This is a genomic window from Sorangium sp. So ce693, assembly GCF_051521375.1.
Classification (GTDB): domain Bacteria; phylum Myxococcota_A; class Polyangia; order Polyangiales; family Polyangiaceae; genus Sorangium; species Sorangium atrum.
This window is the reverse complement of record NZ_CP150347.1, coordinates 6,756,436-6,769,986: the sequence shown is the minus strand read 5'-3', so window position 1 is coordinate 6,769,986 and position 13,551 is coordinate 6,756,436. Positions and strand designations below refer to the sequence as shown.

Genomic DNA, 13,551 nt, shown 5'->3' with positions numbered 1-13,551 from the left:
CCTCCCGCCGCGCCGCGCCGTGAGCCCCGAGGCGCGTCGAGCGTGCAGGGTGAACCGAAGGGCAGGGGCCCGCTGTGGTCAAGGCTGCTTCGGGACGTTGTTCCGTGAGCTCATCGCCTGACGGGGCTCCAGCATCGCCCGGATCTCGTCGGCGTCGGCGGCGGCGGCGAACGCCTCCTCCATCGTGATCATCCGGCGCTGGTAGAGGGACACGAGCGACTGGGCCATCGTCTGCATGCCGCTGCCGGCCTGGCCCACCTGCATCTGCGAGTAGATCTGGTGGAGCTTGTCCTCGCGGATGAGGTTCCGGATCGCGGCGTTCGGGATCATCACCTCCATCGCCATGACGCGCCCCGGGCCGTTCGCGCGCGGCAGGAGGAGCTGCGTCATCACGGCGACGAGCGTGAACGAGAGCTGCTGGCGCACCTGCGACTGCTGGTGCGGCGGGAAGACGTCGATGATGCGGTTGATCGTCGAGATCGCCGAGTTCGTGTGGAGCGTGGCGAACACGAGGTGGCCGGTCTCGGCGATCGTCAGCGCCGACTCGACGGTCTCCAGGTCGCGCATCTCACCGACGAGCACGACGTCCGGATCCTGGCGCAGGGCGTACCGCAGGGCGTCCTTGAACGACGCGGTGTCGGAGCCGATCTCGCGCTGGTTCACGAGCGACAGCTTGTGCGGGTGCAGGTACTCGATCGGATCCTCGATCGTGAGGATGTGCAGCCGCTGCTCCGCGTTGATCTTGTCGATGATGCTCGCGAGCGTGGTCGTCTTGCCCGAGCCCGTCGGGCCCGTCACGAGCACGAGGCCGCGGGGCTTGGCGGTGATGTCGAGCACGACCGGCGGCAGGCCCAGCTCGTCGAAGTTCATGATCCGGAAGGGGATCTGCCGGAAGGCGGCCGCGACGGCGCCGCGCTGCATGTAGATGTTGGCGCGGAAGCGGGCGAGCCCCTTCATGCCGAACGAGAGATCGAGCTCGTTGCGCTGCTCGAACGCCGCCACCTGCTCCTCGCTCAGCACCGAGTAGCAGAGCTGCTTCGTGTCGCTCGGCATGAGCGGCGGGAGCTTCAGCGGCACCACCGTGCCGTCGATGCGCAGGAGCGGCGGCGTGCCGCTCGTGATGTGCATGTCGCTCGCGCCCTTCTCCACCATCGCGCGGAGGAGCTGCTGGAGCGTGTACCGGAGGCCTTCCTGCTGTCCGACGAGCTCGGTGGTCATGCGCTCAGTCCCCCATCGTCACGCGGCCGACCTCCTCGGTCGTGGTGACGCCCGCGAGCACCTTCTCGATCCCGCTCATCCGGAGGGTCAGCATCCCGCCCTTGATCGCGGCGGCCTTGAGCTCGGCCGTGGACGCGCCCTGGAGGACCATCTCCTTCAGCGCGTCGGTGAAGCGCATGACCTCGTAGAGCGCGACGCGGCCCTTGTAGCCCGAGCCGTTGCACGTCTTGCAGCCCGCGCCGCGGACGAGCTCCGCGCGCGCCACCTGCTGCTCGGTGAAGCCGAAGTCGAGGAGCACCCTCGCGTCGACCTTCAGCGGGACGCGGCAATCGGAGCAGATCTTGCGCGCGAGGCGCTGGGCCAGCACGAGGTTCACGCTGGCGGTGATGAGGAACGGCTCGACGCCCATGTTGAGGAGGCGCGAGATCGTCGACGGCGCGTCGTTCGTGTGCAGCGTCGAGAGCACGAGGTGGCCGGTGAGCGCGGCCTTGACCGCGATCTCGGCCGTCTCGAAGTCGCGGATCTCGCCGACCATGATGATGTCCGGGTCCTGCCGGAGGAACGACCGCAGCGACATCGCGAAGTTCAGCCCGATGTCGTCGTGCATCTGCACCTGGTTGATGCCGTGCAGGTTGTACTCGACAGGGTCCTCGGCGGTGCTGATGTTCGAGCCGATCTGGTTGAGCTCCGAGAGCGCCGAGTAGAGCGTCGTCGTCTTGCCGGAGCCGGTCGGGCCGGTGACGAGGACCATGCCCCACGGCTGGCCGATCGCCCACTTGAAGTCCGCGAGCGGCTTCGGGTCGAAGCCGAGCTTCACCATGTCGAGCTGCAGGTTCGACTTGTCGAGGAGGCGGAGGACGATCTTCTCGCCCCAGATCGTCGGGAGCACCGAGACGCGGAAGTCCATCTCTCGGCCCCTGCCCATCTTCAGCTTGATGCGGCCGTCCTGCGGGAGCCGCCGCTCGGCGATGTCGAGCGAGCTCATGATCTTGAGGCGGCTCGCGATCGCGTTCTTCAGCTTGATCGGCGGCTGCATCTCCTCCATCAGCACGCCGTCGATGCGGTAGCGCACGCGGAGCTTCTTCTCGTACGGCTCGACGTGGATGTCGCTCGCGCCCTTCTTGATGGCGTTCAGGAGGATCGCGTTGACGAGCCGGACCACGGGCGCGCCCTCGGCGGCCTTCTCCAGCTCGAGGACGTTCACGTCGTCGGCCTCGACCTGGAAGCCGACCTCCTCCTCCCCGAACTCGCTCAGCACCTCGTCGTAGGAGGGCCCGACGTTGTAGGCGCGCTCGATCGCCTCCGTGATGCCGGTCTCGGACGCGACGACGGGCTCGACGTTGAAGCCCGTGAGGAACTTGATGTCGTCGATCGCGTGGAGGTTCGTCGGATCGGCCATCGCCACGACGAGCGCCGTCCCCGACCTGGAGATGGGGATGATCTTGTGCTTCTCGCAGACGTCCCGCGAGACGAGGCGCGAGACCTCCGCGTCGATCTCGTACTCGTCGAGGGCGACGGCCGGGACGCGGTACTGCGTCGAGAGGAAGCTCGTGATCTCTCCGTCGGAGATGTACCCGAGCTTGGCGAGCGCGTACCCGAGGTTCTGACCTGTCTTGCGCTGCTCCTCTTGGGCTTGCCTGAGCTGCTGGAGGCTGATGAGCTTTTCGCGGACGAGCAGTTCGCCGAGGCGGTTCGTTGTCGACATCGAGGCCGCAAATCCTGCGGGTGACGAGGGAGGGAGTCAACGCTGGCGGTTGGGGCCGGCGCGCATCAAGGGTAGGATGTCGGATGGTGGCGAGGATGGCGCTGCGTGAGTCTTTTTGAGTGGTTCGGGCTCAGGCGGGGGGACAGCCGACGCAGGGCGGCCGAGGCCAAGGAGCTCGCCGGCGATCTCGCGGGGGCGGTCGAGCTGTACCTCGACGCCGGGATGCCGGACGACGCGGCCCGGGTCCTCCTCCTCCGGGCGGACGCCGAGCGGAGCGTCGAGAAGCGGATCGCCTTCTGCGCGTCGGCGTCCCGCATGGCGGAGAGCCCCGAGCTCAAGCGCTCGGCGCTCGGGCGTAAGGCGCTGCTCGCGTTCGATCTGGTGCGCGCGCGGGGCGCGAGCGTGATGCGGAGCGAGGCGCTGGCCGTCGCGCGCGAGCTCGAGGAGGCGGGCGAGCTCGAGCGCGCGGCCGACGCGTACGCCCTGGTGGGCGACACCGAGTCGGAGACGCGGGTGCTGGCCGCGGCGGGCGCGATCGAGCGCCTCGAGGAGCGGCTCCGCTCCGCGATGACCGTCGAGAGGGACCAGCGAGAGCTCGCCGCGGTCCTGCGGTCGATCGCGGATCTCGACCGGATGGCGGAGCGCCGCGAGGCGATCGGGGTGGCCGAGGCCTGGATCGCCGGGAACCGCGGTGGCGAGCAGGTGGCCGACGCCCTGCGCGCGATCCGCGCGCGGCTCCTCTCGGGGCCGATCCTCTCGCTCGAGCTCGGCGGCGCCCTCCTGCGGTGCGCGCTCGGCGACGAGGTCACGATCGGCCGCGGCGAGGCGACCATCGTCATCGCGTCCCGCGCCGTCAGCAGGACGCACGTGCGGATCCGGCGCGGCCCGTCCGGCGTCGAGGTCGAGGATCTCGGGACGCGCAACGGCACGACGCTGGCGGGCGCGCGGCTCACGGGGCCGCTGCCCGTCGGCCGCGGCGTGCAGCTCCTGCTCGGCGGGGAGGTGCCGTGCGCGATCGCGCCGGGGACCGGGGAGGGGTGCGTGGTGGAGATCGCCGGCGATCGCTTCACGGCGCCGCTCGGAGATCTGCCGGTCGGTCCCTGGCGGATCCGCCTCGATCGGGCGGGGGCATCGTCCTTCGTCGCGCTGAAGACGCCGCCGGGGGCGCCGCCGCCGTTCCTCGGCGACTACCAGCTCGCGCCGTCGGTCGAGCTCTGCGCGGGCGACGCGATCGCCTCGGCGCGCGGGGGGACGGCGGTCTTCCGGCTACCCCCCGCCGGCGAGGCAACGTCGATCCGGCGCGGCGGCGCCGAGGGCGGCCCGGCGTGAGCCTGTGGCGCCGGCTCAAGGAGCGCCTCGGCGGCGCCGCGCCGGACGGCGGTGCGCCGGCGGACGCGAGCGGCGGCGCCGCGCCGGGCGGGGCGGACGTCGGGGGCAGCGCGCATCCGGCGCGAGCGGAGCGGCCGCAGGCGCGCGCGTCGCGCGAGAGCGACGACATCGCGCGCCTGCGGAGCTCCGGCGCGCGCGAGGGGCCCTCGACGGACGAGGTGATCGCGGTGCTCCGGCGGGCGCGCGGGACGCTCCGGGAGGCCGAGGCCGTGGCGCACCTCGTCGCGGCGATGGAGGAGCGGGTGCTGCCCGATCCGATCCGCGTGGCCTGCGCGGATCTGCTGGCGGCTCGGGGCGACGAGCAGGGCGCGCTCGCCGTACTGGAGGGCGCCGCGTCGCGCGAGCGCGGGGGCGCGTCGCGCGCGCAGCCGGTGTCCTCGACCGAAGGCCTCGTCCTCGCGGCCGATCTCTACGCCTCGCTGGGGCAGCTCCCGCGCGCGGTCGGCGCGATCGAGCGGGTGCTCGTCCGGGAGATCGGCGCGCCAGGCGCGCGCGAGCGCCACCAGCGCTGGCGGGCGGCGCTCGGCGCGGATCGGCCCGCCGCGGTCGCCCGCGTGGACGACGCGACCGTGGTCGCGCCCTCGGCGGGCAAGAGCCCGTTCCGCCTGCTCCGCGAGGTGGCGCGCGGCGGCGCTGGCGCGGTCTACGAGGCCGAGGACGAGGCGCTCGGCCGGCGCATCGGGTTCAAGGTCTACCACGGGCGGGGCAGCGATCGGGCGCACCTCACCCGCGAGGTGCGGCTCGCCGCGGCGCTCGCGGGCCCCGGCGTCGTGCGGGTGTTCGACGCGGACCCCGAGGAGGGCTGGATCGCGCTCGAGTGGATCGCGCGGGGGTCGGTGAAAGACGTGCTCCGCGCGGGCGACGCGGCGGCGCTCGCGCCGATCGCGCGGTGGGCGCGTCCGCTCGCGCGCGCGCTCGCCCGCATCCATGAGCGCGGCTACGTCCACGCGGACGTGAAGCCGGCCAACGTGCTCCTGCGCAACCTCGGCGAGCCGGTGCTCACCGATTTCGGGCTGGCCAGGCCCCGTGGCGCGCCGTCGGCCGGCGGCAGCCCAGGGTACGTCTCACCCGAGCGGCTCGCCGGGCGGGCGAGCGATCCGCGCGATGACGTCTATGGCTTCGGCCGCGTGCTCGAGGACGTCCTCGTCCACCTCGATCCCCTCGGCGGGGAGGGGCTCGCCCCGTGGAAGGAGCTGTCGCTGCGGTGCCTCGGCCCGGACGACGACCGGCCGCCGGACGGCGCCGCGCTCGTCCGGGCCGCCCGCTGAGCGCCGCGGCGGGCTCAGCAATCTTCGAGGCAGCGCTGATACCGATCGAACGCGGCCGCGTCGGTTCCATCGAACGCGCCGCAGGGAGCCTCCGCCGCGCACGCCGCCGCGCACCGGGCGCGGCCGTCGCACGACGCCTCGGCGGAGATGCCGCTGCCGTGGAAGCCGCACTCCTCGGTGTGCTCCGTCGCCTCGTCGCACACGCTCCCGCAGCCGGGCGCGAGGGCGACCGCGAGCGCAATTGACGCGGCTGACGCGGCGCGAGCTGCTCGTGCGCTGCCGGGTGCTTCCGTCCACCAACGACGCCTGCCTTCGCTCATGCCTGCTCTCTGCCGGGCCGATCTCTCGTTCGGGGGACCTCACGCTGCGGCGTGGTGCGGCGCAGCGTGGCAACCCGCTTCGCTTCGGGCGCGGCCCTGGGTAGATTGCTCGCCTGCATGCGCGTACGCAACGAGAAGAGGGCGCCCTGATGCGCTTGGCCATCGTCGCCACGCCCAGCCTGCACCGCGATCAGCGGCCGGCGCCCGGCTCGCTGGACGGAGATCTCATCCGCGCCCGCCTCTCGCTGGACGACGCGGGCTTCCGGGTGATCGACGTCGATCCCGCCCGGGATCTCGCGGAGCAGCTCGACGCGCTGTTCGATGAGGTGGTCGCGACGCGGAGGACCCTGGTCGACGCGGAGGACGCCGCGCGCGACGATGCATCGACCCTGTTCCTCTTCTACGCCTCCAGCGCGGTCGCGCTGTCACCGGACGGGGAGCTCTTCCTCTGCCTCGACCCCGAGAACCCCGGCCTGGGCGACGCGCTGGGCGACATCGCCGCGGTGTTCCGCGATCGCGCGCGCGGCGAGGTGCTGTTCGTCCTCGAGTGCCACCACGGCCCCGGGGCGACCTCGCGCGCCGTCGTCGCCGCCGCGGAGCAGGCGGTGGCGTCTTCCGTGACCGGGGTCGAGCTCCTCGTGGCGGCGCACCCGATCGGCTCGCTCGACGCGGATCTGCCGTCGGTGCTCACCCGCGCCTTCGTCGAGCACCTCGACGAGGCCGAGCCGGAGCGCGGCCTCACCGCGGAGGCGATCTTCCGCCGCGTGGAGGGGAACACCGAGCTCGCCAGCGCCATCCCGTGCTTCGCACGGACGGGCGGGCAGGGCTCCTTCTCGGTGCTCGTCCCTCGCGGTGGCGCCCCGGGCGCGCCCCCGGCGGAGGGGACCGAGGCCGCGCCGCTGGACATCGCGGACGAGCGGGACGCCGCCACCACGCCGGCGCCGGCGCCGGACGATCCGGTCGCGCAGTACCTCGCGGCCGGCGACATGCTCGCGGCCGCCGGGGACCTGGAGGGCGCGCTCACGGCGTACAGGAAGGCGCTCGCGCTCGTCGGCGTAGCGCACCGGGACGCGCGCGCGGAGGTGCATCTGCGGATCGCCCAGACCAGGTGGCGCCAGGAGCGGCACCGCGAGGCGATCGAGAGCTTCGACAAGGCGCTCGCGCTCGCGCCGGAGCACCGGCCCGCGCTCGAGGCCCTGGTCGAGCTCCACCTCACCGGGCGCGACTTCGTCCGGCTGCGCATCGCGGAGGAGCGGCTGCTCACGCGCGTCGAGGGGGACGGCGATCGCTTCGGGTTCCTCGTCCAGTTCGCGGAGCGCTGGGAGGGCATCGCCGGAGAGCCGGCGCGCGCGCTGGAGCTCCTCGAGCGGGCGCGGGAGCTCCGCCCCGACGACACCGCTGTCTTGCGCAGCCTGGGCCGGCTCTACCAGGCCGCGGGCGACGTCGATGCGTCGATCGAGGCGCGCCGCTGCCTCATCGAGAGGATAGAGGAGCCGAGGCAGCGGGCGGTCGCGCTCCTGGAGCTCGCGCGCGCCGCGATGCAAGGCGAGGCCCGGGCGACCCTGACCGAGGTCACGCGGGAGCGGGACGGGATCGAGCTGCTCGAGCGCGCGCTGGACGCAGATCCCACGTTCCTCGATCCGCTCTCCCTCATCGCGATCCTCCTCTCGGCGCGGCAGGAGTGGGGCGAGCTCGAGCTCGCGTACCGGCGCATGCTCGATCGAGCGCAGCGCATCCCCGACCTGCGCGTCCGGAGCGACGTCACCTGGGAGCTCTGCCGCCGCCTCGGCATGCTCTTCCGCGATCACCTCGAGGATCCCACCTCCGCGCTGGAGGCGTTCGAGGGCGCGGTGGACGAGCGGCCCGACGACGTCCCGGGGCGGCTCAGCGCGGCGTCGCTCGCGCGGACCGCCGGCCGGCTCGAGCGCGCCGCCGCGCACCTCCAGGCCGCGGCGGTGCTCGATCCCGGCAACGTCCAGGTGTTTCACGACCTGTTCGACACGTTCCAGAAGCTGAGGCAGGTCGACCAGGCCTGGTCCGCGGCGAGCGTGGCCGTTTACCTCGGCGCGGCCGAGGCGCGGGAGCGCTTCATCTTCGAGGAGCACCGCCCGGCGGGCCTCGTCCAGCCTGCGCGCGGGCTGAGCGTCGGGACGTGGGACCTCCTGCGAGCGGGCGATCGCGATCGCGCCCTCGAGGAGGTCCTCGCGTCGGTCGCCGGCGCGGCGATCCGCGCGCGGTTCGCCCAGCGCGTGCGGGAGAAGCGGGTCCCCCAGCTCGATCCGGCCGCGCGCGCCGACGCGGAGCGGAACGCGGCGGGCGTGGTTCGCCTGTTCTCGTGGGCGAGCCGGTGTCTCGGGATCGCCTCGCCGGCGGTCTACCTCCGCAAGGACGCGCCGATCGCGGTCGCCGCGGTGGCGGTCGAAGAGCCGAGCGTCCTCGTCGGCGGCGAGGCGCTCCGCGGGAGGACGGCGGCCGAGCTCGCGTTCCTGGTGGGCAGCCACGTCGCGTACCACGTCGGCCCGCACCGGCTGCTGCTCCATTTCCCGTCGCTAGAGGAGCTCGGCGTCTGCCTGGCGGCGGCCGTCAAGGTGGCGAGGCCGTCGGAGCTCGTCCCCGCCGATCTCGAGGGCGCGGTGCTCGCGCTGGTGCCCCTCCTCGACGAGCGCCTGACGGAGAGCGAGCGCGACGCCCTGGAGGCCGCGGTGTTCGAGCTCTACGAGATCCGCGCGCCGCTCGATCTCGCGCACTGGGTGGGATCGGTCGAGCGGTGCGCTGCCCGGGTCGGCTATCTGCTGACCGGCGATCTCTCGGTGGCGGCGTCGTCGCTCTCGCGGGGAGACGCGCCGGGCGTGCTGACGGCCGAGGAGAAGATCGGCGATCTCCTCTCGTTCACGGTCTCGGACGCCTACCACGCCTTGCGCGAGGAGCTCGGCGTCGCGATCGAGCCCTGAGCTTTCCCGTCAGGCGTCCGATCACGGATGGCCAGACCCCTGCGCCGCTCCGCGGCCGAGCGCTCAGCGCAGGCCTTGCCATCGCCGAGCGCTGCGTCCGCTCCGCGGCTGGCCCGTTCACTCCTTGCCCTGGAGGTAAGCGAGGTACGCGTCGTGGCTCGGCGGTCGACCGAGGAAGCGGGCGACGAGCGCTCCCGCCTCGACGCCGCCGCCCTTCGCGAGCACCTCGTCGCGGAAGGCGCGCGCGACGGCAGGGTTCAGCAGGCCTTCCTTCTTGAAGCGGGTGAGCACGTCGCGCGAGAGCGACAGCGCCCACTGGTAGCCGTAGTAGCCCGCGTCGTAGGTGATGAGGTGTCCGAAGCTCGACTGGAGGTGCGTCCCCTTCACGAAGGCAAAGGACTCGTTCGCGCGCTGCGCCTGCTCCACGACCAGGGTCGCGTCGAAGCCAGGATCGCGGGTGTGGAGCTCCAGATCGATCGACGCGAGCGTGAGCTGCCGCTGCGTCGCGAGCGCTCGACCGAAGCCTCGCGCGCGGGTCATCGCCTGGAAGAGGGCGTCCGGGATCTTCTCGCCGGTCGCGTGGTGCTTCGCGAACAGATCGAGCACCTCGCGCGACCACGCCCACTCCTCGAACATCTGGCTCGGCGCCTCGACGAAGTCGCGCACCGTCGCGGTCCCTGAATAGGAGGCCAGCTCCGAGCGCGTCAGGAGGTGGTGCAGCACGTGCCCGAACTCGTGGAAGAACGTCACCACGTCCTCGTGGGACATCAGCGCCGGCTGCGCCCCCGGCTTCGGGAAGTTGCACTCGAGCGCCGCGACGGGGGTCTGCCACGACCCGTCGTCGAGCAGCTTCGCCGTCCGCACGGCGAACATCGCGGCATGTTTGTACTTGTCGGGCCTGCTGTAGAGGTCGAGGTAAAACTTGCCGATCAGCTTGCCCTCGGAGCGCACCTCGTACGCGGTCACGTCGGGGTGCCACGCCTTCGCGGGGACCTCCTTGTACTCGAGGGCGTACATCCTCGCGGTGATGTCCATGAGCCCCTGCTTCACCGCGCCGAGCTCGAGGTAGTCCGAGAGCGCCTGCGAGTCGAACTGGTACGTGGACGCGCGGACACGGTCCTCGAGGAAGTAGCGATCCGAGGGGGGGAGCTTGTCGGTCGGCTTTCCCCCGAGCCGCACATGCTCCTTCATCAGCGCGGCGAACTCCGCCTTGGCGGGCTCTTTCAGCGCGGCCCTGACCTGGTCAAGGAAGCCGCGCACGGCGCCGCTCGTCTTGGCCATTCGCGGCTCGATGGCGTAGTCGGCCCAGCTCTTGTAGCCGAGCATCTTCGCCTTCTCGGAGCGGAGCGCGAGGAGGCGATCGATCAGCTTCACGTTCTTCTCGCCGCCGCGGTTGGTGAACAGGACGTAGAGATCGAGCGCGGCCTTGCGGTCCTTGGCGTAGGTGACGAACGGGAAGAAGTCGGGGTAGTCGGTGGTGATCTCGACCTTGCCGTTCGCCTTCGGCGCGTGCTTCGCCACGTACTCCTTGGGCAGCCCCTGGAGGGACGCGGGCGCGATCTCGATCGATGCGGTCGACGCGGACAGGTTCGACATGAACTCCTGTCCGATGCGGGTGATCTGCTCGCTCACGTCGCGGAGGCGCTGCTGTCGGTCTACCGGCAGCGACAGCCCGTTGCGGCGGAAGTCGCGGAGGACATCGGCGAGCAGCCAGGCGCGCTCACCGTTCAACGCCTCGCGCGCGTCGCCTCTCTCGGCGTACGCCTCGATGACGGCGGCGAGATCGGCGTCCAGCCACATCGCGGTCGTGAACCTGTCGACCTTCGGCTCGCAGAGCCTCGCGGCCTCTCGCACCGCCGCGTCCGGGTGCGCGACCCCCATCAAGTACGGGAACTCGCCCGCGCTGTTCACCTCGAGCGCGGCGTCGTCGAACCGCCCGAGCGTCGCGGCGTAGGTGAGCTTCTCCGGCGGCGCGCCTCGGAGCGCCCGGATCGCGGCGAGGTGCCCCTCTGCGGCGCGCAGGTGCTCGTCGCAGAGCTGCTTCACTCCCTCCACGGTGAGCCCCTGCGCCACGGGATCGAACTCGGCGCGCGGCGTCGGCTCGGGCGGCGCGGTCGTCGCCGGCGTCGACGTCGCCCCCTGCGGCGCGGCGCCGCCGGTCCTGGCCGGCGAGGAGACCTCACCGGTCTGGGTGCCAGCGTTGCAGGCGACGAGCAGGAGAAGGGAGAGGAGCCCTGAGCGCGCGGGTGTGGTGCCGACCTTCATGTCGGTCGGGCTATACCACGGGGAGCGGGGAGGCCCGGGGGCAGCCGCCGGCGATCTGCTCCCGCGGGTCTGCCGACGACGGAGCGCGGTGCCGGCCTTCGAGCGCGGTCTTGCGCCGCGTGCTCCAGAGCACCCGGCGTGAGCGCCCGGTGGACGGGCGCTCACGCCGCGAGGTGCTTCAGACCCTCAGTTGGTCTCCGGCGGCAGGTAAGCGAAGAGGCAGTTGTACCCTCGGCTCGTCACGTCGGCGGCGGGCGTTCCGGCCGATACCTTGACGAGCAACCGGTTGTCCGCCGCGCCCTCCGGGATCGCGACCCGCTCGACGTACAGGTTTTCGTCTTCGGTCTCCGTCGCCGAGTAGGTGGCGGTGTCGATCGGTGCGCCGTCTCCGTTCAGCACCTCGGCGCTGAGCTCGCGGACCCCGGACCCGTTGCGCTGCGCTTCGCAGATGACCGAGAACGTCCAGCCCGCCTCCACGTCGTCGAGGGGGACCGCATAGATGTCGACGTCTGCGGTCTCTCCGTCGACGATCTGCCCCTCGATCGCGTAGCTGACGCCGCCTCCCCCGTTGGGGAAGGAGACCAGGCCGGCTTCCGGCGTCTCAATGACACCGTTGGTCTCGTCCTCGGCCTCGAGGGGATCGGAGTTCGTGCGGTTGTGCAGCAGGATGTAGAAATCGTTCTTTCCCACCTCGCCCGCAGGGCGCTTGACGAAGACGAAGTACTCTTGCCCGGCTTCCACCGGGAGGGCGATATCGCCGCCCGTCGACGGATCCACCTTCGCGTAGGCGTTGGTCAGATCGGTCGAAGCGAACACGGCGATCTCGCTGACGTCCACCGTCGCGCCGTTGCCCTCGATCCCCGTCGGCTGGTCGGCGATCAGCTGGGCGAGGATGGCGTTGTCGACCGCCGGGGTCTCCGGCGGGGTGAACGAATACACATCGACGTCGGTCGCGCTCTCGAAATTGCCGAACGCGAAGGTGGTGAAGTGGCCCGACTCGTCGTCGTTCAGCTCATAGTGCAGCTGCACGGCCTGCTCGGCGTCATTGTTGGGCTCCGTATCGCCGATGAGGCTATCGGTGTCGCTCTCCGCCACATCGAGCGGGATGAGCCGCAGCCCATAGTCGAAGCTCAGGACGTCCGCCGGGTTGAAGCAACCGTCCGGGAAGGCGAACTGCGGGAAGGCCGCGTTGCAATCCTGGACGACGATGAAGTACTCGCCGTCCGCTGGCAGGACGGTGAGGAGCTCGCTGTCGTTGGTGAAGCCCCGGGCCGGATCGTCGTTTTGCGCGAGCTGGTTCCCGTCGGCGTCAAGCAACGTGATGACGGTATCGGGGTATGTCGGATCCCGCTCGTCATCCGAAGGCCTCGCGTCGCTCAGGATATACACGGGCTGACCCTTGGCTCCGGTGAAGCTGTAGTAGTCAGCGTCCGTGTCCAGCGGCTCGAGCGTCCCCGAAAGCCAGTTGTCCTCGGGTTGGATCGGCTCCGCTTCTTCGAGGCTATCGTTGCCGTCGTCCACCTCGCCCGCGCCCGTGGAGGTGCTGCCGGCGACGGGGCCGGTGGTCGCGGAGGACGTCGTGGTGCTCCCGGCTCCTCCCTCGCCACCGCCGCCGTCGCCCTCGTTGCCTCCGCCGCAGCCTGCGGCGGTCGCCGCGATCGTGCCGAGCACGAAGAAACCCAGAAAATGCATCGACTTCATGGCACCTCCAACGTTTTCTATCCCACAGCGACCCCTGGTGTAGCGGCGTGGGAAATATACACCTACGCTTCTGCTCGTCCTGCGCGCCATGGGAGCGCACGCTTTTGACGGGCGGAGATCTGGAGCATACGTAATGGTCGGGTGCTGCTCCACAACCGAATGGTCGAGGTCGGATCGCCCTGTAGAGCTCGGTGGCTGGCGAGTCGGATGGCAATGACTCCGGGCATGACTCCTGAGAAGAGACCCCCATCTTCGCTGGTGCGCTTAACGACTCGGGCGGAACACGAAGTTCGCGGGTGGGCTCACCGGCTCGATTCGCCTCCGGCGGCGCGCGCTTCCAGGAGGGATCCGGGGCAGGGGCGAGCCGGCGCCCCGCGGCCGCCCTCTGCTCGCCTCTCGCCGCCGGCTCGGCCGCGTGCTCCGATGGCCGTCGGAGCTTTCGTTATGCCCCGTCCCGCGCTCGTCTTGGCCCTGCTGCTCTTCGCTCCCATCCCTGGCTGCTCGCCGGACATCGACGCGTGCGACGTCGTCTGCACGAAGAACGCCGAGTGCCAGACCGACAGCCCTGGAAAGGACACGTGCGTCGCGCTGTGCCTCGAGCTGTCCGACCGCGCGTCGTATGCCACGGCCATCGAGCGCACGGCCGAGTGTTACGAGGAGGAGGACCGGTCCTGCGCCGACCTCGCGGGTGGCGTCTGCGACTATTCGCCGGAGGATTGATCGACGAGGCCCGC

The 13,551-nt window shown here is 71.4% G+C and carries 9 protein-coding genes; 4 read left to right on the top strand and 5 right to left on the bottom strand.

Translation table 11 applies throughout. The features are described from left to right. Positions 1-78: 78 nt before the first annotated feature. Positions 79-1,218 (bottom strand): type IV pilus twitching motility protein PilT, encoded by a 1,140-nt coding sequence (locus WMF14_RS25090; protein WP_272093388.1) that lies wholly within the window; start codon positions 1,216-1,218, stop codon positions 79-81. A gap of 4 nt (positions 1,219-1,222) precedes the next feature. Beyond that, a complete protein-coding gene (gene pilB, locus WMF14_RS25085; protein ID WP_437790089.1) occupies positions 1,223-2,923 on the bottom strand; it encodes a type IV-A pilus assembly ATPase PilB in 1,701 nt (566 codons plus the stop codon). Between the two features lie 105 nt (positions 2,924-3,028). On the opposite strand from pilB, the gene WMF14_RS25080 reads away from it, so the two are divergent. Together WMF14_RS25080 and WMF14_RS25075 are read left to right on the top strand one after the other, a co-directional pair. Beyond that, positions 3,029-4,252 (top strand): FHA domain-containing protein, encoded by a 1,224-nt coding sequence (locus tag WMF14_RS25080; protein WP_272093386.1) that lies wholly within the window; start codon positions 3,029-3,031, stop codon positions 4,250-4,252. After that, positions 4,249-5,580, top strand: coding sequence for a serine/threonine-protein kinase (locus WMF14_RS25075; RefSeq protein ID WP_437790087.1), 1,332 nt, complete (start codon positions 4,249-4,251; stop codon positions 5,578-5,580). Before WMF14_RS25080 ends, WMF14_RS25075 begins: the two co-directional genes overlap by 4 nt. A gap of 14 nt (positions 5,581-5,594) precedes the next feature. On the opposite strand, the gene WMF14_RS25070 is transcribed toward WMF14_RS25075, so the two are convergent. Continuing rightward, the gene (locus WMF14_RS25070; RefSeq protein ID WP_437790085.1) at positions 5,595-5,783 is read right to left on the bottom strand and encodes a hypothetical protein; all 189 of its coding nucleotides are present in this window, start codon (positions 5,781-5,783) and stop codon (positions 5,595-5,597) included. Positions 5,784-6,049: 266 nt separating this feature from the next. Here WMF14_RS25070 and WMF14_RS25065 point away from each other — a divergent pair, with 266 nt between their 5' ends. Further along, positions 6,050-8,851 (top strand): tetratricopeptide repeat protein, encoded by a 2,802-nt coding sequence (locus tag WMF14_RS25065; protein WP_437790084.1) that lies wholly within the window; start codon positions 6,050-6,052, stop codon positions 8,849-8,851. A gap of 117 nt (positions 8,852-8,968) precedes the next feature. On the opposite strand, the gene WMF14_RS25060 is transcribed toward WMF14_RS25065, so the two are convergent. Beyond that, the gene (locus WMF14_RS25060; RefSeq protein WP_437790082.1) at positions 8,969-11,116 is read right to left on the bottom strand and encodes a M3 family metallopeptidase; all 2,148 of its coding nucleotides are present in this window, start codon (positions 11,114-11,116) and stop codon (positions 8,969-8,971) included. 186 nt (positions 11,117-11,302) lie between these two features. Further along, on the bottom strand, positions 11,303-12,817 hold the full coding sequence (locus tag WMF14_RS25055; protein ID WP_437790080.1) for a PPC domain-containing protein: 1,515 nt from the start codon (positions 12,815-12,817) through the stop codon (positions 11,303-11,305). 444 nt (positions 12,818-13,261) lie between these two features. On the opposite strand from WMF14_RS25055, the gene WMF14_RS25050 reads away from it, so the two are divergent. Next, positions 13,262-13,537, top strand: a complete 276-nt coding sequence (locus tag WMF14_RS25050) for a hypothetical protein (RefSeq protein WP_437322513.1) — start codon at positions 13,262-13,264, stop codon at positions 13,535-13,537. Positions 13,538-13,551: the final 14 nt, after the last annotated feature.

What these genes read in the sequence shown, in the direction of transcription:
- WMF14_RS25090 (WP_272093388.1), bottom strand. Translation starts at nt 1,218, where the DNA reads ATGACCACCGAGCTCGTCGGACAGCAGGAAGGCCTCCGGTACACGCTC.
- pilB (WP_437790089.1), bottom strand. Translation starts at nt 2,923, where the DNA reads ATGTCGACAACGAACCGCCTCGGCGAACTGCTCGTCCGCGAAAAGCTC.
- WMF14_RS25065 (WP_437790084.1), top strand. Translation starts at nt 6,050, where the DNA reads ATGCGCTTGGCCATCGTCGCCACGCCCAGCCTGCACCGCGATCAGCGG.
- WMF14_RS25060 (WP_437790082.1), bottom strand. Translation starts at nt 11,116, where the DNA reads ATGAAGGTCGGCACCACACCCGCGCGCTCAGGGCTCCTCTCCCTTCTC.
- WMF14_RS25055 (WP_437790080.1), bottom strand. Translation starts at nt 12,817, where the DNA reads ATGAAGTCGATGCATTTTCTGGGTTTCTTCGTGCTCGGCACGATCGCG.
- WMF14_RS25050 (WP_437322513.1), top strand. Translation starts at nt 13,262, where the DNA reads ATGCCCCGTCCCGCGCTCGTCTTGGCCCTGCTGCTCTTCGCTCCCATC.